Genomic DNA, 22,653 nt, shown 5'->3' on the forward strand with positions numbered 1-22,653 from the left:
AAGTAACGCTTTTCTCATCACGCCTCCGACCGGTGGACGGCAGACAACTGCAGAACAGTGGGGGAGATAGGTTCTCCTCGCCAGGTCGTATCGGAGGCGTCAGTTCGGTCATCACTGAAGCCAATGAAGTCGTCGATTCGCCCCTGAAATGCGAGACAGCCATGATCTAACACGATGACCTGCTCAAATGGTTCGCCGACTTCCAAGGGCTGGTGGCTGGAAACCCACAACCGGATGCCTCGGTTGATGACGTCGCGATAGAGCTGCCGTAGCTCCTGCTTCGCGATTGGGTCCAGAGTCGCACTGGGTTCGTCGAGTAACAGCCAGCGCGCCTGAGAATTCAAGGCGGCGGCCAGCTGGAGCTTCGCCTGCTGCCCACCGCTCAGCTGTCGACATTCCTGGCGGGTTACATCTCCCTGCAAACCCACGAACTCGGCCCAGGTGAGGGCGTCCTTCTGGGCCTGTCGCAGGGGAGCCCCTTGCAGCCAACCGACGTAAGAAATGTAATCCGCCACGTTAAAACCGCTGATGGGCATGAACTTTTGGGGAACGTAGACGGTGCCATCCGCGCTGGGCAGCTTCCCTCGTTGCAGTTTGAATTGTCCAGCGAGGCAGCGCAACATGGTCGTTTTACCTGCTCCGTTGACACCGAGAACGACTGTGGCAGCATCGTTGATGGCGAGATCGCGGATGTCGATCCGTCGGGTACTCTGCGGGTAGGCGAAGCGGAAAGAGGCTGTAGGCATGGAGTGGCAATCTAAAAGTAGAGGTTCATGATGCGGGCGCTGGTTGTCTGGTAATCCCGTGACTTTACTTGCCAGTAATACTTCGCATGACCAGGGAATCCCCACGACGCTCGGTACGGCTTTTTAAAGCAATTAGAGACATTTCGAAGCCCCATGTTGACATCTGGCTGGAGTCGCCGAACTTTCTTCAACATCAACTCAAGGTACGGGGTAGCCCCGGGGGCATTGGAAGTACAATCGATCAACCCTGCCTGCACTGCATGCGCACCCACATGGTTTACGCGCTGCGATTGAAAACCGGTGCGAACGCGCTCAAGTCGTGTATTGATGACGCTAGCGTCGGCAGGGGCGGCAACGAGGCTTGTTGACAAAGCCAGGGCTGCGGCAACCGCGGTTACCCCTCGCCGGTTCTGCATAATTTTACGCATGTATTCCTCTCCGAAATCGTACGGACCACAACTCTAACACTCCTCAATTGTACTATTGATAGATTACCCAACCAGGGGTAGCGCGTGCCCGGAATCTGCGGCTTCTGTAATGCACCTGTGGCGTTGGCCACCCCCTTCCGAGACAACCCCAGGCAAGTCCGGGGCGTCTTCTAGACTGTGAGGCATGAACCCCGGTAAGAACCCGAACACCGCGCCCACCGACGCGGCGAACACTCCTGCATCCGTCGACGCGAACAGCAACGCTGCGCCTGCCGTCCTCGTGTGCGGCAGCATCAACGTCGACACCTTCGTGGGCCTCGATGAGTTCCCGCACCCCGGCGAGACCATCATCGGCCGCCGTGGCCTGCAGGGTCTCGGCGGCAAGGGCGCGAACCAGGCCGTCGCCTCCGCCCGCATGGGCGTCGAGACGATCCTGCTGGGCGCAGTGGGGGAGACCAGCGCCGATAACCCCAGCCAGCCGCTCGACCCGCTGGCGCTGCTGGCGATCAAGGAGCTCGACGAGCACGGCGTGAACACCGCCCACATCGCCCGCACCAACCAGCCCACCGGCCAAGCGTTCATCATGAACGACGCGTCCGGCGAGAACATCATCATCGTCACCTCCGGGGCCAACGAGCTGGTCAGCCCGTCCGCGCTCACGGGCCTGGCCACCGAGCTGGCCGATGAGCGCCCCATCCCGGTTGTGCTGGCCCAAGGCGAGCTCACCCCGGAGCACTCCGCGGAGCTGCCCGCCCTCGCCGAGGCCATCGGGGCCCGGCTGATCCTGAACCTCGCCCCGGTGACGACGAAGGACGCCGACCTGGTCGCGGCGTCCGACCCAATCGTCCTCAACGAGCTGGAGGCCGCGGACATCACCGGGCTGCCTCGCGAAACCCCCACCGAGGAGCTCTTCGCCGCGCTCAAGGACGTCGCCCGCACCTGCGTGGTCACCCTGGGGCCGGCGGGTGCGGCCGTCATCGACGGGGACGGGGTCACGCGCGTGCCCGCCCCGCAGATGGAGACCATCGTGGACACCACCGGTGCCGGGGATGCGTTCTGCGGCACGCTCGCGGCGGCTGTGGCCACCGGTTCCTCCCTGGTGGACGCCACCCGCGTGGCTGTTGCGGCCGGGTCCTTGGCGACCCAGAAGGCCGGCGCGGCGGCGTCGTACGCGACGGAAGCAGAGATCCGCGACCTGGCGGCAGAACAGGAAAACCGCAGCTAGAGGCCGAAAGTGTAGCCCTGGACTAGGATCACCACGCCCAGGCCTTCCATGCAGCCTTCAGGCGATCGACCAGCGGAATCAGACCGAAATAGGGGATCGCGCTGGGCGGCAGGAAGGCACCCGCACCGGCGACGACAGCCAATCAATCCCAATCGCCATCTGCTTACCCCAAATACTCAAAGCAGAATGCCGATCTAACCGCCTAAATCCCTTTTATCTTCAAGGGGAGATAATAGGCTGAAAAAATCTAATGTCTGAGAATTATTCAGCGCATACAGCACGCAGCTATATACTTCGTCACTCAGTTCATCTAAATCTGAAACATTGGCACTCGCGCTGAATGAGATAGCGACCGTATTAACCTCAGTCGCATCCGGACTTCTTCCATCATCCCCCGTCGGAAGCTCTAAATTATATTCATTCTCTCGGTCAACCCCTTGAACGCAGTCAATTATTTCCATTACCATGGGACTATTTTTCAACGCCCTCAGTAACCGTGACTTGATTACGCTAAACCTTTGTCGGGAGCACCTAACGTTGAGCTCCTCTTCAAATAAATGCGGCGTCAACTCTCTCAGTCCTTAATACAATGAGCGCAGCGAGAGGACGATGATGTCGTCGATATTCGTCACGGCGAAACGGCCAACAGCCTGGGCGATCGTTGCGAACAAGGGGGCTTCCTAGGGTCGGGCGCGGAGTATGCGCGGGGCGTGAAAGTGCGTGAGGAATATCCTAGCTTTCGCTCCGCTACCTCCCAGGTGTGCGTGGCACACTTGAGGTATGAGCACTTCTGCAGCCAATAACACCCAGCCCCGCAAGATCATCCTCGACTGCGACCCCGGCCACGACGACGCCATCGCCATGCTCCTGGCCTGGGGAAACCCGAACCTCGAGCTGCTCGCGGTCACGACTGTCGCGGGTAACCAGACCCTGGAGAAGGTCACCAAGAATGCCCAAGCGCTCGCGCGCGTCGGCGGGATCACCGGCGTGCCCTTCGCCGCTGGTGCGCACCGCCCGCTCGTCGGGCCGCAGCTGATCCCGGATGAGATCCACGGCGAGTCCGGCCTCGACGGCCCGCAGCTGCCGGAGGCTGGCGTGGAGCTGGAGGACACTCACGCCGTCGACCTGATCGCAGAGGTCATCAAGCGCGAGGAACCCGGCACCGTGACTATCGTGCCAACCGGCGCGCTGACCAACATTGGGCTGTTCGCACGCCGCTACCCGGAGCTCGTCTCCCGCGTGGCGGGTGTGACGCTGATGGGCGGTGGGCACCACACCGGCAACATGACCCCGTCCGCGGAGTTCAACATCCTCGCCGACCCGGAGGCCGCCGCGATCGTCTTCGACGCGGAATGGCCGGTCACGATGGTTGGTTTGGACGTCACCCACAAGGTGCTCGCGGTTCCGTCCCGCATGGCGCAGCTCAAGGCCGTGGGCACGGACGTCGCGCAGTTCATCGCGGAGCTCGTGGAGTTCTTCGGCGGCGCGTACATGAAGGAGCGCCGCTACCCGGGGCCGCCGATGCACGACCCGCTGGCCGTTGCGGCGGTGGCTGACCCGGAGGTGCTGCGCACCGTGGCGGCCCCGGTCGTCGTGGAGACCAAGGGCGAGTACACCCGCGGCATGACCGTGGTTGACCTGCGGCGCACCTGGGGCGCGCAGGATCAGACGGCTGAGCAGCCGGGCGATCCTTCCGCGCTGTGCCGCACGGATGATTACGCCTGCGCGGGCATGGATACCTATGGCGAGCACGTGGAGCCGGTGCGCCACCGCGTCGGCGTGGACGTGGACGTGGATCGCTTCTGGGATCTGCTGGTTGATGCGCTGACCCGCATCGGGGACACGGGCTTCCGCAGCTAGCGCGGGGAGCGGGGCGGGGGAGCGGGGCACCCCCACGCCCGCGCCTTCCCGCCCCCTCCCGCGCCCGGGAGCGAGCCCCCGCCCTTCACGTTTTGCAGAGTTTGATGTCGCTTTTGGGCGGATTTCCGGCAACAAACTCTGCAAAACACACAATCGGGGGCCAGGGCACGGGGAAATGGGCACACTCGAGGGGCCGGGCACCGCCAGCGGGGTCCAAGCAGGGGAACGGGGTCTGGCTCCCGCGCACGCCCCCCACCCGCGCGCACCGCCCGGCGCGGCCGGGGTTCCAGCGCACGCACCGCCCGGCGCGCACGTGCAGCCAACATCACAGGAAAAAGTGTGGACTCGCACGAATCGCCCACTTATCCTGCATATATGAACGCAACTACGCCCCGCTCAGGCGGGCCAAATAACCCCGCCGGCGCGGCCCCGGTCATCGACCCGGTGGATTCGCGCAAGGGCGGCCTGCCACTGCTCATGTTCGTGCTCATCACCGCGGCGGTGGCATTCCAGCTCAACGCCTCGATGCTCTCCCCGGTGCTGCGCACGATGGCCACGGAGCTCAACACCGATGAGTCCGCGGTGGGCCTGACCCAGACGGCCTTCTTCACCGGTGGCGCGATGTGCGGCCTGTTCCTCCCGCGCCTCTCGGACATTGTGGGACGCCGCCGCATCCTCGTCATCATGCTGGCCGTGATGTCCCTGGGTGGCCTGCTGGCCGCCCTCGCCCCGAATATCGGCGTGCTGATGCTGGCCCGCGCGCTGCAGGGCATTTCCGGCCCGACCATCCCGATGACGCTGATCATCCTGCGCAGCCAGGTTAAGGACGAGGTTCGCCTCGGCACGTTGATGGGCCTGATCGCCGCGATCAACGGTGGTGTTGCTGGTATCGACGTCCTGCTCTCCGGCTGGATGGCTGAGCACTGGGGATTCCGTTCCGTGTTCTGGCTGATCTTCGCCGTCGGTGCGGTCGCCACCGTGGTGGTCGCGATGTTCGCCCCGGAGTCCAAGCCTTCCGATAACGTCCGCATGGACTGGATCGGTGCGGCCGTCCTCGTCGTTTCCGTGCTGTCCATCACGCTGGCCGCGAATGAGGCCGGTAAGGGTGCGGCCGCGGACTGGCTGTACGTCATCGGCCTGGTGGCCGCTGGTCTGATCGTGTTTGCCATCTTCTGGCGCTGGGAGACCCGCCAGGAGAACACCGCTGGTGCGGCTCCGCTGGTTGCCCCGAAGTACCTGCGCCGCCGCGAGACCTGGGGTCTGCTGCTGACCACCGTCCTGACGATGACGGGTGTGTTCGCTGCCGTCAACGGTGTGGCACCGTCCTTGGCACAGAACGCGGAGGCTGGTTTCGGCATGCGCGCGACGATGGCGTCCCTGCTGCTGTTGACCCCGTACGCACTGATCGGTTGGGCGGTGGGCCCCTTCGCAGGTCGCCTGGCGCCGAAGGTGGGTTATGCGAACCTGCTGCGCCTCTCCAATATCGCGTCCATGCTGCTGCTGTTCCTGCTAGCTTTCGTGGGGACGCGCTCGAAGATCGTGCTGATCGTGGGCGTGATCCTGCTGGGCGTGACCTACGCAGGCATCGGCAATATCGTGCTGAACAACCTGGGTGTGGTGAACTCGCCGCAGGATAACCAGGGCTTCCTGCCGGGCATGAACTCCGCAGCCTTCAACCTGGGTGCGGGTATCTCCTTCGCGGTGCTGCCGGTGTTCCAGGTGGTGGGCTCCCCAGAGGGCTCGGATTCCGCCACGGGCTACACCACGGCCTTCCTGGTGGGTGGCATCATTCTGGGCCTGGCTGCGCTGACCAGCCTGTTTATCCCGAAGACGACCACGGCAGAGCAAGAAGCCGCAGCGCAGGAAAACGCCGCGGCTTAAGCACCCGAAAGGGTTCAACGGGGGAGCAGGGGGAGAGCGCGGGGGGCGCTCGCAGCGGGAGGTGCGGGCCCCGGAAGGCGTGGGGGCCTCCCGCCCGAGGCTAGCGCCAAGTTGCTCGGTCCCAAGTGAAAGTTGTCACGCTCCTTTTGCGCAGCAGTGACACTAAATCCAAGTTGATCTGAGCATCGGCGTACTGCGAAAAGGAGGATGGACGAAACTCACCATCGTAGAACCGCTGGTTCACGAGGGGGTTTATGAAGTCCGATGGATCCCGATCCCGTTTCGCCGGCGCATTTTCTCGGTCAGCAAAGAAGCTGATATTGCCTGGATCGAGGATAAACATGTATCGCTGGGCTGAAACCAACGCTCCTACCGGCAAGGACAAGTCCCAGACGGCAAAGAGCTCCCGAATGGGGAACCGACTGTCGCTGATCCTGGTGTTGACATGGAGATTCAACAGATCGTGGCCACGATATTCTTCAGTGGTGACATCGTTGATCTCCCACAGGCCCTTTTCCAGCCAGTAGACGTCTTGATTTCCAGTATCTGCAAATCCTAATGCCAATTCATGCTGCCGAAACCGATCGAACACGATCCAGGGGTCGAATGGCGCGTAGCCTTTTCTCAGCTCGGTTCTCAGGACGATGGAGATGAAACCGTTGACGGGGGTAAACACTCCCGCCTACTTCTCCCGCTCTTCCCGTGCCTTTTGAGCATAGGATTCCAGCGAAGTCCCCAGCAGCCCGAACTTCGCGAGCTTCACCGGGGCAGGCTGCTCCGCGAAGTAGGCCTGCAGCATCTTGCTGAACTTCTCGTACTTCTTCTCCGTGTACGGGTACCAGTTCGCTTCCAGGCCAGCGCCCTGGGAGCCGTCCTTATCCACGATCACGGACTTCGGGTTGCACCAGGCTCGCAGGCCATCGGCACCCTTGTGGCGGCCCATGCCGGAATCACCCACACCGCCAAACGGCAGCGCCGGGGTGGCCTCGGTGGCCATGACGTTGTTGATGGACACCCCGCCGGCGCGCAGCGCCCCGGCCACCCGGCGCGCCCGGTCGATGTCCGCGCTCCACACGGAACCGGTCAGCCCGAAGGGCGTGTCATTCGCCCGGTCGATGACCTCCCGCTCCGAGCTGAAGCTCAGCACCGGGATCACCGGCCCGAAGGTCTCCTCCGTCACCACCAGCGCGTCCTCCGGCACGTCGACCAGCAGAATCGGCGGGATCAGAGCAGATGAACCGTCCCAGTCCTGGCCGGTGAGCTGGCGGGCACCGCGGGCTAGTGCGTCCTGAACCTGCTCGTTGACCTGCTCGATCTGGAAGTCGACGGTCATGCGGCCCAGGTCGTTGTTGCGGGAATCCGTGTCCGCCTGCGTGAGCAGCCGGGCCTGCCGGACCAGCTCGGCGGTGAACTCCTCCTTGATGCTCTCGTGGACGTACAGCCGCTCCACCGAGGTGCAGGACTGGCCGGTCGCCGTCAGACCGCCGAAGAGTGCCCCTGCGGCGGTGCGGGGGATGTCGACGTCCTCGAAGACGATCATGGCGTCCTTGCCACCGAGCTCGAGCTCGACGGGGATGAGCATGTCGGAGCACTGCTTCATGATCTTCCGCCCGGTCGCGCAGGAACCGGTGAACATGACGAGGTCGGGGTGCTGGTCGATGACCTCCGCGCCCACAGCACCGTCGCCGTAGACCACCTGCACCCAGTTCGGGGCGATGGCGGCTTCCTCCAGGAGGGATTCGATCAGCCCTGCCAGTGGGGTGTGCTCGGAGGGCTTGTAGACGACCGCGTTGCCGGCAGCCAGCGCCGCCACGATCGGCACAATCGCCTGGAAGAAGGGGTAGTTCCAGGGCGAGATGATGAAGGCCACGCCGAGGGGTTCGTACCAGATCTCGGACTTCTTACCCATCATCGTCAGCGGGGTCTCGACCTTCTGCGGAGCCAGGACCTTCGCGGCGTTCTTTTCGTGCCAGCTGATAACGTCCAGCGCGCCGAACATCTCGGACATCAGGATGTCGCTGCGGGACTTGCCGGTTTCCTGCCACACGCGCTCGACGATCTCTTCGGTGCGGTTGACGATCACTCCGCGCAGGAGGCGGAGGTGTTCGAGGCGTTCCTCGACGCTCAGGGCGCGGATGGATTTCTGTGCTTCGCGTGCTCGTTCGACGACGCCCTCGACCTGGGCGTATTCGGATTCTGGGATCTGTGTTGCCATGGTGTGTGCTCCTTGTGGTTGCTGAGCGCGGGTTAGTCGCGTGGGTTCTGCGCGTCGGCGGCGGCGAGGGCGGCCTCGTAGGCCTCCTGGTTGATGGTGGTCTCGTAGCCGATGGCCTGGTGGATATTGGGCAGCTGGTTGGGGTTGGTGCCCCGGGCAAGCAGTGGGGAGTCGGTGAGTTCTTCGCCAAGGCGTACCCCGAGGTTGGAATAGTAGAGGCTGTGGACGACACCCTTGATACCAAGGTTGGCCATGCGCATCAGCCCGGCGAGTAGCTCGGGGAACTTGGCATTCGCGTTGGCCATTGCCACGATCAGGCGGACCAGGGGAGCGGGCGCGTAGGCGCAGACGGAGGCGAGGACGAGGAAGGCGGTGCGGTCGTCGTCGTACATGTAGGAGAGCATGCGGTCGATGCCGGCCGCGCATCCGGACTCGGAGAAGGACGGTAGTGCCCCGCCGCCGGAGGTCAGGGAACCGGACGCTGTCTTGCGGGCCGGGACGCCGGGAATGACGACGTCGCCGAGGCGCAGCAGGCCCTTCATCTGCGTGGCGGAGAGCAGCTCGGTGGAGCGGGGGTTGAGGTTATTGCTGTTCATGTCTGCTTTCTTCCTTCCTTAGCTCGCGGCGATGATCTGGTCGGCGGCCTTGAGGGACAGGGCGGCGATGGTGAGTGCGGGGTTGATGCCCGGCGCGTTCGGGAAGATCGAGGAGTCCGCGGCGAGGATGCGGTTGCTGCCGTAGAGGGTGAACTCGGGGGAGACCACGCCCTGCTTGGCGCTGGCGCCCATGCCGAGCCCGCCCATGAGGTGCAGACCGATGCCGAACTGGCCGTGGAGGATCTCCTCGGCACCGGTGGCGTTGAAGATATTGCGGATGGCGGCCATGCCGGCGTCGCGGCGGCGGGCGTCCTCCCGGTTGAGCTTCTTCTTGATCACCGGGTTGCCCTTGCGGTTGATGCTGATTTCGCCGGGGTTGGTGTCGCGCACGCAGACCTCGATGCAGCCCAGGCGTGGGAAGTCCTGCATGATCTCCGCGTGGCGGGCGCCGAAGCCGGGCAGCAGGAGGGCGATGTTGCCTGGGCCTGCGAAGACGTTCTCCAGCTTGAAGCCCTGGCGGCGGAAGCTCGGGTCGTCGGACTTGTAGTTCTGCAGGGGGCCGGCGAAGGCGCGGACGTCCTCGGCGTAGCGGCCCAGGTTCATGTACTGCGGGTGGGTGAAGAAGTTCTTACCCAGGCCCGGCAGCTGCTTGCCGTAGCCGCTGCGCAGCAGGAGGGCGGTGTTACCGATCGCCCCGGAGGCCAGCACGACGCGCCGGGCGGTGAAGGTGCGCTCCACGTGGGGTTCGAAGTAGGTGGGCTTGCCGAAGCCGCGGCGGCCCTTCGGGGTGGGGTCCGCGGGCACGCGGGTGGTAACGGTGACGCGGTCGGGGTGCTCGGTGATCGTGCGCGCTTCGGCGCAGTCGATGAGGTGGAAGCCGTGCTTTTCCGCTGCTGGTAGGGCGGTGATGGCGGTGGACTGCTTGGAGTCGATGCCGCAGCCGCTGAGGCATTCCACGCAGCAGTTGCCGTCCTCGAAGCGGCAGTCGGCCTCACCGCGGCGCAGTGGGGCGTAGCGGTAGCCGTTGGCGTCGAAGCCCTCGGCGAAGTTCTTGGCGTTACCGTTGCGCCACTCTTCGGGCACGTTCTTGAGGCTCATGTTTCCCTCGGCCCGATCGTAGTAGTCGGCGAGGTCGTCCTCGTTGAGCCAGGAGACGCCGGACTGGTCGCGCCAGGAGGAGAAGGCGACGTCGTCGAAGCGGTCCATGAGGGCCTGGTTGACGATGGACCCGCCGCCGACGGCCTTGGGGCGGAGTAGGCCGAGGCCGGCGTCGGTGGTCAGTTCCACGCCGCCGCCCCAGAACAGCTGGGAGCTGGAGTCGATCTCGGTGCGTGGGTAGGTGTGCCGGTCGTAGCGCTTGCCGGCTTCCAGGCCGAGGACGCTGAGGCCAGCGGCGGCGAGTTCGCGGGCGATGTTCAGCCCGGAGGTGCCGGCGCCGATGATGATGACGTCGTAGGTTTCTTGCGCCGCGGCGGTCGGGTCGATTCTTTCGGCGGTCGCGAGTGTGGTGCCTGCGGCGGGCGTGGTGGCGGCGGTCGCGGTGCCTGCCGTGCCCTGCGGTCCGGCGGTCGGGTTCTGTGGTGCGCGGGCAGCTGCCGCGCCGGTGCTGTGGTCCCCTCGGTTATTCGTCATGTTCGTTAGTTAACCCGACGAAACCCTTTGTGTATTCTATATCTGTGAAAAAGTTTTAAAGCTGCCCGCGGGGTGCAATTCTTCCCATCGCTGACGCAACTGTGACGCAGGCTACAATGCCAAGAATGAGCGCTGAGAACCCCACCCCGAAGAAGCAGACGGTCCTGCAGAAGATCCTGGGCTACCGCCCGGACTTTTTGATTGTGTTGATCGTGCTTGCGGTGATCGCGGCGGTGATCGTGCCGCTGCGGGGGCAGGGCGCGGAGATCGGCAACTGGGTGGTGACGATCGCCATCGCCTTCCTCTTCTTCCTCTACGGTGCGCGCCTGCATCCAAGGGAGGCGCTGGAGGGCCTGATGCACTGGCGGCTGCACCTACTGATCATCGCCTTCACCTTCGCGATCTTCCCGCTGGTTGGGGTGGTGCTGCGGCCGCTATCCGGGCTGATCGGGCAGGAGATGTACCTGGGCATCTTGTTCATGACGTTGGTGCCTTCCACGGTGCAGTCCTCGGTGGCGTTTACCTCGATCGCACGGGGCAATGTGGCTGCCTCGATTGTGGCGGCGAGTGCCTCCAGCCTGCTGGGTGTGGTGCTCACACCACTGCTGGTGCTGTTGTTGATGTCCACCGCGGAGGGTGGTTTCCATATCGACGCCAGCACCTTCTACAAGATCGGCCTGCAGCTGTTCTTGCCCTTTGTGGTGGGTCAGCTGTTGCGGCCGTGGGTGAAGGATTTCGCGGCCTCGAAGGCGACGAAGAAGGTGGACCAGATCTCCATCGGCCTGGTGGTGTATGTGTCCTTCTCTGAGGGGATCGTGGACGGGATCTGGTCGACGATCAGCTGGGTGAGCGTGGTCGGCCTGGTGCTGGGCTCGGTGGTGCTGGTGTACCTGATGCTCTCGGCCTCCTCGTTCGCGGCCCGGAAGCTGGGCTTTAATTATGAGGATCAGGTGGCGATCCAGTTCGCGGGCACGAAGAAGTCGCTGGCCTCGGGCCTGCCGATGGCTGCGGTGATGTTCGGCGGGGGAAGTTTGGGGATGATGATCCTGCCGCTGATGATCTTCCACCAGGTGCAGCTGATTATTTGTTCCTTCCGGGCCTCCAGTTATGCCGCGAAGTACGAGGAGGCCCCGGAGCGCGCCACGACCTGGTAGCGCCGGGCTCGCCTGACTGCGCTGGGCTTGCGGGGCTTGCCTTGCTGCGCCGGCCGGGACGCCGCTGGGAACACCGCCTCGCAGCAGCCCTAGCTGCGCTTGAAGTAGCCGATACGGGGCCGGAAGCCCTGCGGGTGCTTCAGCTGCGCGACGGCGTCCGCGATGATGAGGCGGAAGCGCGGCTTCATCGGGGGCAGTTGGGCCACGGAGAACCAGCCGACGTCGGTGGATTCTTCGTCGCCGACGATGGGTTCAGCGAGTGAATCGTAGTCGGGGAGTGTGGGGTCGAGGGGGTTGGCGTCCTTATCGGTGAGGACGCACCGCATCGCGGTATCCATGTATGCGGTCTGGTCCCCGTTGGGGTAGGTGACCTGGTCGGTAGCGCCGACGCCGACGAGGGCAGCGACGGTGACGTACAGGCCGGTTTCCTCTTTGACTTCACGGATAGCAGCGACGTGAGGTTCCTCGCCGGGGTCGACGATGCCGCAGACGGGCGTCCATTCGCCGTTGTCAGCGCGCTTGACGAGCAGGACTTTCGGGACTTCCCAGAGTGGGGCTTCGGGCGGGACTTCCTTGAGGACGATCGCGGTGATGCCGGGGAGCCACAGTGGGTCGTTGCCGATTTTTTCGCGCAGGTTGAGGATGAACTCGGGGGTTGCCATGCCTGCAGTGTAGCTGGGTGGGCGGTGCGGTTGGGCGCTTAAAAATGACACATGGCAGCAGATCAGCTTGGGCGGAAATTTATAACGCGCTGACCCGGCGGAGCATATTCGGGCTCATCCGGCCTGAAACTAGATCGTTTTCGCAGCTAGAGCTGACGCTAACCTTCGCTAGCCCTGCTGCGCGTCCCACCAGGCCCGCAGCTCCGCGATCGCCTCGTCCCGGCCCAGCGGCCCCCGATCCAGGCGCAGCTCCTTCAAAAACGCCCACGCCTGACCCACCTCCGGGCCCGGCTTCAAACCCAGGATCTCCATGATCTCGTTGCCATCCAGGTCCGGGCGCACCGCGGCGAGGTCCTCCTTCTCCTTGAGTTCCTCAATCCGCCGCTCGAGGTCGTCGTAATTACGGCGCAGGCGCGCCCCCTTGCGCTTATTACGGGTCGTGCAATCCGCCCGCACCAGCATGTGCAGCTTCGGCAGCAGATCACCCGCATCCGTCACATAACGGCGCACCGCCGAATCCGTCCACGCGCTATCCCCATAGCCATAGAAACGCATGTGCAGGAACACCAGCTGGGAAATATCCTTCACCAACTGCTTAGAAAACTTCAGCTTCCGCAGCCGGCGGCGCACCAACTTCGCGCCCACCACCTCGTGCTGGTGGAAGGTCACCTGGCCAGATTCCGTGAACGCCCGGGTGTCCGGCTTCCCGCAGTCGTGCAGCAGCGCGGCCCAGCGCAGCTCCAGGTCCGGGGCCACACCGTAGTTCTGCTCCTGCACCAGCGCATTACGCAGCACCGTCAGGGAATGCCAGTAGACATCCTTGTGCTGCTTGTGCTCGTCCTGAGTCATCCGCAGCCGCGGCAGCTCCGGGAGGACGAAATCCGCCAGGCCGGCCTCCACCATCAGGTCCAGGCCCTCCCACGGGGTCGTGCCGAGCAGCAGCTTATTCAGCTCCACGGCCACGCGCTCCACCGTGATCCGCTGGATCTGATCCGCCATCGTCGCCATGGCCTCAGCCACCCTGGGGGCGACCGCGAAACCCAGCTGAGAGACGAAACGGCAGGCCCGCAGCATGCGCAACGGATCGTCCCGGAAGCTCACCTCCGGGCTATCCGGCGTGTCCAGCACCCCGGCGGCCACATCAGCCAACCCACCTAGCGGGTCGCAGAACTCATGCTCCCCATCTGCGGAGAGCTTCAGCGCCATCGCGTTCGCGCGGAAGTCGCGGCGCACCAGATCGCCCTCCAGGGTGTCGCCGAAGGTGACCTCCGGGTTGCGGGACTGGCCGTCGTACTGATCCGCCCGGAACGTGGTGATCTCCACCTCCAGGCCACCGACCAGCGCGGACACGGTGCCGAATTCGATGCCCGTATCCCACACCGTCTCGGCCATCGGCTCCAGGATCCCCATCACCACATCCGGGCGAGCATCCGTGGTGAAATCCAGGTCGTGGCTGAGGCGTGCGAGCATCGCATCGCGCACCGAGCCGCCCACCAGGTAGAGCTCGTGGCCCGCCGCCTCGAAGGCCTTAGCTAGCCGACGCAGCGTGGCGTCATTGCGGCGCAGGGACTGCCACGCGGCCCCCAGCATCGCCGCTTCCTTGGCCTGCGTGCCCCCGGTTACCTCGGCAGCGCCCGCCCCAGCGCCAGCCCCAGCACCGGCCGCCGTCGCACCGGCTTCCGCGGCAGCGCCAGCCGTCGCGCCATCTGCAGTCTCATTCGCCCTCGTAGTCACGCGCAATACCTTACTTCATGGCCCAACACCCCAACACCGCGCCGGTCACCCACCCGGCAGCCACCACCGGCACGCCCAACCCCCCGCCAGCGGTTCCCCCAAGCCCCGGCCAAGCAGCTACTATAAACAGAATGAACACGAACGACAGCGCCACCACGAGCAGCGGTTCGCCCCGCAGCACGCGCCGCCGTTCGCAGCACGACGAACAGCCGCAGCGCGAAAACCAGCGCCGCCCCAAAAACGCCAAGAACGCGAAGAACAACCGCAAGGGCAAGGGCCGCGGCAACCAGCAGGGCCAGCAGGGCGAAAACAACCGCACCAGCACCCGCAACAACCGTGGCTCGAACCGCGGCAACCGCTCCGGGGCTGGCCGCAACAACCCGAAACGCACCGGCACCCGGCGCGCCAAGCAGGGCAAGCAGAACCGCACCCACCTGGAGCACTCCGACCTGCCACTCTCGGTGGAAACCTCCGCCGGCGGGCTTGTCCTCACCGGCCTGGCCGAAGCCGTGCGCCCCAATGGCAGCGTGGACATGTCCAAGATCTACGCCGCCCTCATCGGCCGCGTCGACCGCCGCGGGCGCCTCCTGTGGTCCATGCCCAAAGGCCACGTCGAAGAACACGAATCCCACCGCAGCACCGCCGAACGCGAAGTGTGGGAGGAAACCGGCATCGCCGGAACCGTCATCGACGAGCTCGGCACCATCGACTACTGGTTCGTCTCCGAGGGCACCCGCATCCACAAGACCGTCCACCACCACCTGCTGCGCTACGTGGACGGCGAGTTCAACGACGAAGACCCCGAGGTCACCGAAGTCACCTGGGTTCCCGTGAATAACCTGGTCGAACGCCTCGCCTACGCCGACGAGCGCCGCCTGGCCCGCCGCGCCCTCGACACGCTGCCGAACCACGCCCGCGCGGAAGCGGAAGCAGGCCGCGCCACCCCGCGTTAGGAGGGCTGCATGGCTGCCAAAATCCGCCCCGCCACCGCCCTCGCGCTCGGCTCCCTCCTCTGCGCCGGGTGGGTCACCGCCGTGCCCGGCCCATTCGCTGGCTCTGCGCTGCCCGCCGCCTCCGCACTGCCTGCAGCAAATGCACAGCCCGCCGCGGACGCCCAAACCCCCGATCAGAGCACCTTCCACCACGCGGAGGCCACGGACTGGGCCAACCCGAACGCCCGCTCCACCGACCCCAATCGGGGCATTAACCTGCAGGTTCGCAACATCAGCCCGCGCTTCCTCAGCCCCGAGGACACCGACCCGCAGACCTACACCCTGCGCATCCGCAACACCAGCCCCGGCACCATCCGGGGCCTCACGCTGAGCCTGAAAACCACCCCCGCCGCCGGCAGCCCCGCCCAGGTCCGCACCTCCCTGCTCTCCAACAGCGGCGAGTACCCACACAGCTCCCCGGCGCGCCCGCTGCAACGCAGTAACGGCGGTGAGGTTTCCCTGGGGCCGGGCGAAACCGCCGACGTGGACGTCCGCCTCTTCCGCGACCCTTCCTTTCAGGACGACGCCACCCCACACCCCGAGACCCCCACCGGCGAAACGGCGGGCCCAGCTGGGGCCTTGGCACCGATGAGCTTCGGGCTGCCGGACGCCACGCAGGCCGGAACCTACCCGCTGATGTTCACCCTCGGCGGCACGCCCGGGGCCGCTGATGGTGCCGATGGTGGGGGAGAGGCCGCTGGGGAACAGGCAGCGCAGGGAGCGGAACTGCTCGCGGTGACCCGCGCGACGGCCGTCGTCACCCCGGAAGAAGATAAGGAAGAAGGGGAGGGCAGTGGCACCTCCGGCACCCCGCTGACCTTCCTGTGGCCCATCGGTGGCGAAACGCACGCCACACCCGGCGCGGTCGGGGACGCCCCCGAGCCCGCCGAGCTCTACCTCAACGAGGACTCCCTCGGTGAGCAACTGAAGGAGGGCGGGCGGCTGCGCACCCTCCTGGACAGCTACCGCACCGCACTGGACGGCCCGCAGGGCACCAAGATCCGCGAGTCCAGCTGCCTGGCGATCGACCCCGACCTCCTGCAGACCGTGGAGCGCATGGCCGGCGGCTACCGCGTGGGCGGGCGTGTCCCAAAGCCCGTCGAGGAGCGCAAGCGGCTCCGCGACTCCTGGGGGGACATCTTCAACACCAAGGACCGCTCCGAACCCGGCGCCCACGATAAGGCCGCCGCGGCCTGGCTCAGCGACCTGCGCGACACCACCAAGGAGAGCTGCACCGTCGCGCTGCCCTACGGCGGGGCGGACATCAACACCACCGCCCAGGCGACCGGGCCCACCAACCCGGAGGCCGCGGCAGGGCAGGCCAATGGCGCCGCTGCCAGCGGGGATGCGGCCGGTGGTGCCGCTAGAGCAGATACCAGCGTGACCGAGGAATCCACCAGCGCGGCCTGGCTCAGCATGCACGCCCTCGGCCGGGGTGCCGCCACCATCCATGAGATCCTCGGCACCACCCCGGTGGCCAATATCGCCATCCCCAGCAGCGGCTACCTCACTCCCGAAGCCCTGCCGTACCTCGCCGCCGCGAAGGTGGACCCCGCCTCGGAGGGGGCCGACCTCTCCCGCCGCTTCGAGAACACCCTCAAGGGCCAGGCGCTCCTGCCCACCCTTGACCCCAAGGCACCGGTCACCGCGCTCGTCGCGAATAACACCGTGCTCACCCAGCAGCCCACCCAGACCCCCGAGGCTGCGGGGGAGGAGGCAGGGGACGGGGACGCGCACGACCCGGCCACCCAGCAGTCTGACCGGCAGTGGAACGAGCGCCTACTGAAGCTCAACGAGGCCGGCAGCCTCCGCGCGCTGCGCTACTCCGGCGACCTCGGCACCGTCCTGGCCGCCACCGGCGCCCACCCCGACACCACGGGCTACTCCAACCCCCAGTCCCGCTTCGACGCCAACGCGGACTCCGAGGCCACCCGCATGTCCAGCGCCCTGGCCGTGCTCCAGCAGGAACTCGCCAGCCCCGAGCCGATCCTCGCCGTCCCGCCGGGCCAGTGGGAGGTCAACGGGCAGGACGCCACCGCCCTCCTGGACTACATCGAACAGGCCTTCGCCACCGGGCAAGCCACCCCGGCCTCCCTCGCCAACGCGCTGCGCCCCCGCGGCCTGAAGAACTCCGAACTGGCACTCGGGGAGGTCACCCAGCCCTTCGCCGACCCCGGGAAACCCACCGAGGCCCTCGCGCCACAGCTGGCGACCCTGGCCGACCGCATCCGCAGCCTCACCCTGATGATGTCCAACTCCCGGCAGATCGCCCTGACCCGCGAACAATTCACCCGCCCGATCCTCGCCGATCTCGCGCGAGCCACCAGCAACCACGGCACCCGCAACCCCGCCGAGCAGGACGGGGCCAGCCAGCGCGCCGCCGCCCGCGTCGCCGGTGCGGCAGAGACCGCGGACACCCTGCGCAACTCGGTGACCCTGCTGCCACCCGGCAACGTCTTCACCCGAACCTCCGAAGCCGCACCGCTGATCGTCGCCGCCCAAAACGGCCTACCGCTGCCCGTGCCGGCGAAGATCCGCTACCGCGACACCCTCGACGAGCACGCCGGGCACCCCGCCACAATCCTGGAATCCGAGTCGCAGATGATCCCGGCGCGCGGCTCCCTCACCGTGCCCATCGACCTCGGCGCCGCCGACCGGCGCAGCGACCTCGATCTGTGGCTCGCCAGCCCCAACAACAAGCGAATCAGCGACTCCGTGCAGGTCAGCGTGCACTCCAGCCCCAATATCCCGCTGGATAAAATGATCCTCCTGCTCACCATCATCGCGGGCGCGGGCATCGGCGGGAAGCTCCTCCTGGACCGCAGGCGCCGCCGCACCCGCCGCCGCTAGGGCCGGGGCCAAACGCCATCACACACCGTGTAAAACCCATCACAGGCAGCGAAAACCCGCCCATAGAACGCGTTTCTAGTTAGGAAACGCACCCAATCTCGGCGAAGATGGATCCTGTGACTAACCCAGACGTTCCCGAGGATTCCGCTGACAGCGCAGGCCACGGCAGCACGCCACCGGCCAAACCGCCCGTAGGCCAGCGCGGCCGCTTCATCGAAGCCCGCCCGCCCGCGCTGGCCCCCCAGGCGCGCGAAGAAGCCGACGCCCCGGAAACAACGGACGACTACTCCTCACTGAGCGTCGCCCCCTCCCAGCACGGCCAGGAACCCGAAGACACCACCCCCGAGGCCCCAGCCGCCCCGGCCGTGGACTTCCGCCGGCCCGCCTCGGAGATCCACCTGGCCAACGAGCGCCACGCCTATGACCACTACGAGTTCGGCCTCGCCGGGGAACTCGGGCACTCCGCCGACCCCGGGGCCGACCCCGCGGGCCGCCAGTACCGCGCCAGCTCCCAGCCGACCCGCACACCCGCCCGAGCACTCGCCGGCGCTGGGGTCGGCGCCAGCAGCACCGCCGGGGCAGGCACCCGAACCGCAACCAACACAACGGCAGGCACCAACGCCCCCGAACACACCGCGACCCCCGCAGCCACCGCAACCACCGGCGGCGGTGACGTCCCACCGGAGGAAGAAACCCCAACGGACCGCACCGCCGCAGCCGCGGCGGAACAGGACAAGAACAACGAGCAACCCTCGGACGCCGACGTCGTCCGCACCGGCGGCTCCATGGCCATCGCGACCCTCCTGTCGCGCATCACCGGCTTCCTACGCACCGTCCTCATCGGCTCCGCGCTCGGTGCCGCAGTCGCCTCCGCGTTCAACACCGCGAACACCCTGCCGAACCTCATCACGGAGCTCGTCCTCGGCGCGGTGCTGACCTCCCTGGTCGTCCCCGTGCTCGTCCGAGCCGAGAAGGAAGACCCCGACCGCGGCGAAGCCTTCATCCGAAGACTGCTGACGATGACGTTCAGCATCACCGTCATCATCACCCTCCTCGCCGTTCTCGGCGCCCCCTGGCTGATCAGACTCACACTCGACCAAGACGGCCAGGTCAACGTGCAAATGGCGACAATGTTCGCCTACCTGGTACTCCCGCAGATCTTCTTCTACGCCATGTTCGCCGTGTTCATGGCCGTGTTGAACACCAAGGGAGTATTCAAACCCGGCGCGTGGGCGCCCGTGGTCAACAACCTCGTGACCATCACCGTCCTCGGCGGCTACCTGCTGCTGCCCGAGGACACGAAGCTCCAGCCCACCGACCACGTCACCATCAGCGACCCGCACGTGCTGCTGCTGGGGCTCGGCACCACCCTCGGCGTGGTCTTCCAGGCGCTCATCATGGTGCCCTACCTCCGCAAGGCGGGCATCAACCTGCGGCCGCTGTGGGGCGTGGACGAACGCCTGAAGAACTTCGCCGGCATGGGCGTGGCGATCGTGCTGTACGTGGCGATCTCCCAGGTCGGTTGGGCAATCAATAACCAGATCGCATCCAGCGCATCCGGGGACGCCCCGACGATCTACATGAACGCCTGGCAGCTGCTGCAGATGCCCTACGGCGTCATCGGCGTGACCCTGCTGACCGCCGTCATGCCGCGGCTCTCCCGCAACGCCGCCGACGGCGACGATAAGGCCGTGGTCCGCGACCTCACCGTCGCCACCCGACTGACGATGTTCGCGATGATCCCCATCATCGTGTTCATGACCGCATTCGGCGGGGTCATCGGGCCGGCACTGTTCGCCTACCGCTCCTTCTCCATGGAGACCGCGAGCGTGCTGGGCTGGACCGTCTCCTTCTCCGCCTTCACGCTCATCCCGTACTCCCTGGTGCTGCTGCACCTGCGCGTGTTCTACGCCCGCGAGGAGGTCTGGACCCCGACCTTCATCATCGCCGGCATCACGATCACCAAGATCGCCCTGGTCTCCATCGCGCCATTCATCGCCACCGAGCCGCGCCTCGTGGTGGTGCTGCTGGGTGCCGCCAACGGCTTCGGCTTCGTCACCGGCGCGATCATCGGCGTGCTGCTGCTGCGCCGCTCCCTGGGCAACCTCAACTCCCGCGAGGTCATGCACACCAGCCTCTGGGCCTTCGGGGCCTCGCTGGTCGGTGCGCTCGTCGCCTGGCTGGTGGACCTGGCTCTCACCAACACGATCATCACCCCCGGCCAGAACCCGGGCTTCCTGATCCGTCTGCTCATCACCGGCCCGGTGTTCCTCATCGCCACCGGCGTGGTCATGGCGCGCTCCAAGCTGCCCGAGGTTCTCACCGTCGGCTCCGCGCTCTCCCGCGTCCCCGGTATCGGCCGTTTCTTTTCCGGACGTCAAGCCGAGGAGGAACTGGGCTCCGCCGCAGAGCGCATGGTTCCCGCCCCGCTGGGCCCCGCAGAGGCCGCCCGCGAGGCTGCCGTGGCCAACTCCCTGTTGCCGCCCCTGCCGCCACTATCCGCAGGGCGCGTGCGCGGGCCACGCCTGGTGCCCGGCGCGCCGATCCTGGACGGGCGCTACCGCCTGCTCGCCGACCACGGTGGCTCCACCGCCGCCCGGTTCTGGCAGGCCCGGCGCACCGCCACCGGGGAAATGGTGGGTCTCACCATCCTCGACCCGCTGGCAGCCGTGCGCCAGGGCAAGCGCCCCGGCGAGTACGTGCCGAACCAGTCCCGACTGGTGATGCAGATCAAGCAGGACATGTCGCGGAAATCCCGGGCCATGATGGAGGCCCAGGAGGCCGCCCTCGCACACGCCCTTGAGAACGCCGACGACGGCGCCGAGGGCGAGGAGGCGAACCCGCTGGCCGGACTCGCGCAGATCCAGCAGGTCATCGACAGCCCCGGCAGCGTGGTCGTGGTGTCCGACTGGACCGACGGCTCCGCGCTCTCCGCAGTCGCGGACTCCAGCCCGGACCCGCTGGCCGTCGGCTTCGCCGTCGCCGACCTCACCGAGGCCGCCGCGGAGATGCACGACCACGGCCTGGCCCTGGGCGTGGACCACCGCGACCGCATCCGCATCAGCACCGCCGGGGGTGCCGTCCTCGCCTTCCCCGGCTACCTGCCGAATAACTCCTCCGCGCAGGACATGCAGGGCATCACCGCCGTCCTCGAGCTCCTGCTGGCCAACGTGCCGGTCTCGGAGATCCCGAAGGAACTCCTCGCCGAGTCGCTGGCCGCCAGCAACCTCAGCACCGAGCAGCGCTCCGCCGTCATCAGCGGCGGGGCGGCCAACCCTGCGGCCGCACGCAGCGAGGACACCGACGAGGACGCAGACGCAGACCGCGACGCAGACGACGACCGCGACGAGGGCGACGTCCCACCGAATCCGGCGGACCGCGACCCCCGCGAGCTGGCGACCAGGCTGCGCTACCTCACCTCCGGGGAGCTGGCCGTCAACCCGGACGAGGCGCCGACCCCGCAGGTGCAGAAGACCGGCTTCGGTGTTCGCCAGGCGCGCCTGCAGCACGTTGCGATCATCGGTGGCATCGCCATCGGCTCCGCCCTGCTGATCGCCGCGCTCGTCGCCAGCCTGCTCAGCGTTGTGGGTGGCGGACGGGAGGATTCGCCGCTATCCACGGACTCCATCCGCTCCGGCGCGGAGGGCATCATCAACCGCGAGCCGACGATCGTCCCGATCCGCAACGTCCGCGAATGGATGCCCACCGGCGCGAAGGGCACCCTCGACGCGCCGGAGGACGTCCAGCTCGTCACCGACGGGCGTGCGGCGACGAAGTGGCAGTCCGACTCCTACCTCAGCCCGCTGGGACGCACCCCGGAGGCGACGAAGGAGGGCATCGGCCTGCTCGTGGACCTGCCGACCGGCACCCGCATCCACGCGCTGCAGCTGGAGGGTCTGGCGCCCGGCATGAAGGTCGAGCTGCGCCGCGTCGACGCGGCCACCGCGCCGACCGACCCGGCGGCACCGAGCGGGGCGGCCATCCCGAACGAGGCGGGCGCCAAGGCCTCCGCCCAGCCGAGTGCTTCGGAGGAGCCGACTGCCTCGGAGACCGCACCGGAGGGCGAGGCGACGGCCACCGCGACCAGTGGAAACCAGTCCGCCAACCTGCGCAAGGTCCCGCTTTCCCTGGACGAGACCACCTCGCTGGGCACGGTGACTGCCACCGAGTCCACGATGAACGTGGAGTTCCACGGTGATGATGGGCAGGACGTCCTCGTGGGTCGCGGTGCGAACCAGAAGCTGCTGAAGGCCATGGCTTCGGCCAAGGCCAAAGAGGCGGCGAAGGCTGGCGGCGCTGATGAGGCTTCGGAGGGGGCCGAGTCTGAGGAGGAGCGGGCCGAGGATGCCGAGAAGAAGGAGCAGGGCACCAAGCCGATGAAGCAGCTGCTGATCTGGATCACCCAGCTGCCGGAGGCCGACGGCCGCGCCACCCTCGGCGAACTGCGCGTCATGGGCACCTGGCAGGGCCAGAACCGCGTGGACGAGACCAGCACCGCGCCAAGCAGTGCAGCGCGGGGGAGCGCTGGTCGTGGCAATGCTGCGAATGGAGCAGGCAGCCCCGCGGAGCCCGTAGCCGCCAGCCAGTAACGGCTGGTGGGGGAGCGGGACGTGGGAGCCCGGCGGGGGAGCCCGCCCGGTTGTCCGCGCCACCGGCTATCCACAGCGCGGCTCCCTGA

Annotated in this window: 15 protein-coding genes and 2 pseudogenes; 7 read left to right on the forward strand and 10 right to left on the reverse strand. The window is 66.6% G+C overall.

The annotated features are described in order from the left end of the window. Positions 1-17: 17 nt before the first annotated feature. The gene (locus HMPREF3088_RS01485) at positions 18-746 is read right to left on the reverse strand and encodes an ATP-binding cassette domain-containing protein (protein ID WP_015382111.1); all 729 of its coding nucleotides are present in this window, start codon (positions 744-746) and stop codon (positions 18-20) included. A gap of 11 nt (positions 747-757) precedes the next feature. Then, positions 758-1,174 carry a hypothetical protein gene (locus HMPREF3088_RS10315; protein WP_012361225.1) on the reverse strand — a complete coding sequence of 139 codons (417 nt, stop codon included), beginning with the start codon at positions 1,172-1,174 and terminating at the stop codon, positions 758-760. Between the two features lie 184 nt (positions 1,175-1,358). Between HMPREF3088_RS10315 and HMPREF3088_RS01490 the strand changes: the two genes are divergently transcribed. Beyond that, positions 1,359-2,399, forward strand: coding sequence for a ribokinase (locus HMPREF3088_RS01490; RefSeq protein ID WP_070757897.1), 1,041 nt, complete (start codon positions 1,359-1,361; stop codon positions 2,397-2,399). A gap of 37 nt (positions 2,400-2,436) precedes the next feature. Here the strand turns inward: HMPREF3088_RS01490 and HMPREF3088_RS10320 are convergent. Continuing rightward, a pseudogene (locus tag HMPREF3088_RS10320) lies at positions 2,437-2,535 on the reverse strand (cadmium transporter); the annotation flags it as partial. Between the two features lie 58 nt (positions 2,536-2,593). Then, positions 2,594-2,860, reverse strand: coding sequence for a hypothetical protein (locus tag HMPREF3088_RS10325; RefSeq protein WP_141759416.1), 267 nt, complete (start codon positions 2,858-2,860; stop codon positions 2,594-2,596). 319 nt (positions 2,861-3,179) lie between these two features. Between HMPREF3088_RS10325 and HMPREF3088_RS01495 the strand changes: the two genes are divergently transcribed. Both HMPREF3088_RS01495 and HMPREF3088_RS01500 read left to right on the forward strand, forming a co-directional pair. Beyond that, complete coding sequence (locus HMPREF3088_RS01495; protein WP_070757899.1) at positions 3,180-4,259, forward strand: nucleoside hydrolase; 1,080 nt, start codon at positions 3,180-3,182, stop codon at positions 4,257-4,259. Positions 4,260-4,736: 477 nt separating this feature from the next. After that, positions 4,737-6,140: an MFS transporter gene (locus tag HMPREF3088_RS01500; protein WP_371441281.1), complete on the forward strand. Its 1,404-nt coding sequence runs from the start codon at positions 4,737-4,739 to the stop codon at positions 6,138-6,140. A 100-nt stretch (positions 6,141-6,240) separates the two neighbouring features. On the opposite strand, the gene HMPREF3088_RS01505 is transcribed toward HMPREF3088_RS01500, so the two are convergent. The 4 genes and pseudogenes from HMPREF3088_RS01505 to HMPREF3088_RS01520 all read right to left on the reverse strand — a co-directional run bounded on the left by HMPREF3088_RS01505 (position 6,241) and on the right by HMPREF3088_RS01520 (position 10,583). Next, positions 6,241-6,816: a hypothetical protein gene (locus tag HMPREF3088_RS01505; protein ID WP_015382116.1), complete on the reverse strand. Its 576-nt coding sequence runs from the start codon at positions 6,814-6,816 to the stop codon at positions 6,241-6,243. Positions 6,817-6,822: 6 nt separating this feature from the next. Then, positions 6,823-8,361 (reverse strand): annotated as a pseudogene (locus HMPREF3088_RS01510) (aldehyde dehydrogenase family protein); the annotation flags it as partial. Between the two features lie 26 nt (positions 8,362-8,387). Beyond that, on the reverse strand, positions 8,388-8,951 hold the full coding sequence (locus tag HMPREF3088_RS01515) for a hypothetical protein (RefSeq protein WP_070757905.1): 564 nt from the start codon (positions 8,949-8,951) through the stop codon (positions 8,388-8,390). 18 nt (positions 8,952-8,969) lie between these two features. Continuing rightward, positions 8,970-10,583: an FAD-dependent oxidoreductase gene (locus HMPREF3088_RS01520; RefSeq protein WP_070757907.1), complete on the reverse strand. Its 1,614-nt coding sequence runs from the start codon at positions 10,581-10,583 to the stop codon at positions 8,970-8,972. Between the two features lie 116 nt (positions 10,584-10,699). On the opposite strand from HMPREF3088_RS01520, the gene HMPREF3088_RS01525 reads away from it, so the two are divergent. Further along, positions 10,700-11,737, forward strand: coding sequence for a bile acid:sodium symporter family protein (locus HMPREF3088_RS01525; protein ID WP_070757909.1), 1,038 nt, complete (start codon positions 10,700-10,702; stop codon positions 11,735-11,737). A gap of 89 nt (positions 11,738-11,826) precedes the next feature. Here the strand turns inward: HMPREF3088_RS01525 and HMPREF3088_RS01530 are convergent, their stop codons facing one another. After that, entirely contained in the window at positions 11,827-12,399 is a 573-nt protein-coding gene (locus tag HMPREF3088_RS01530) for an NUDIX hydrolase (protein WP_070757911.1), read from the reverse strand. Positions 12,400-12,567: 168 nt separating this feature from the next. Next, positions 12,568-14,133 (reverse strand): CCA tRNA nucleotidyltransferase, encoded by a 1,566-nt coding sequence (locus HMPREF3088_RS01535; RefSeq protein ID WP_070757966.1) that lies wholly within the window; start codon positions 14,131-14,133, stop codon positions 12,568-12,570. 17 nt (positions 14,134-14,150) lie between these two features. On the opposite strand from HMPREF3088_RS01535, the gene HMPREF3088_RS01540 reads away from it, so the two are divergent. The 3 genes from HMPREF3088_RS01540 (at position 14,151) to murJ (ending at position 22,564) form a co-directional block, all read left to right on the forward strand. Beyond that, positions 14,151-15,086 (forward strand): NUDIX hydrolase, encoded by a 936-nt coding sequence (locus HMPREF3088_RS01540; protein ID WP_210401468.1) that lies wholly within the window; start codon positions 14,151-14,153, stop codon positions 15,084-15,086. 9 nt (positions 15,087-15,095) lie between these two features. Further along, positions 15,096-17,975 (forward strand): hypothetical protein, encoded by a 2,880-nt coding sequence (locus HMPREF3088_RS01545; RefSeq protein ID WP_070757914.1) that lies wholly within the window; start codon positions 15,096-15,098, stop codon positions 17,973-17,975. Between the two features lie 107 nt (positions 17,976-18,082). Beyond that, positions 18,083-22,564 (forward strand): murein biosynthesis integral membrane protein MurJ, encoded by a 4,482-nt coding sequence (gene murJ / locus HMPREF3088_RS01550; RefSeq protein ID WP_070757916.1) that lies wholly within the window; start codon positions 18,083-18,085, stop codon positions 22,562-22,564. The last annotated feature ends 89 nt before the right edge of the window (positions 22,565-22,653 follow it).

The sequence above is a fragment of the Corynebacterium sp. HMSC22B11 genome, from assembly GCF_001815965.1.
In the GTDB taxonomy this organism is placed as follows: domain Bacteria; phylum Actinomycetota; class Actinomycetes; order Mycobacteriales; family Mycobacteriaceae; genus Corynebacterium.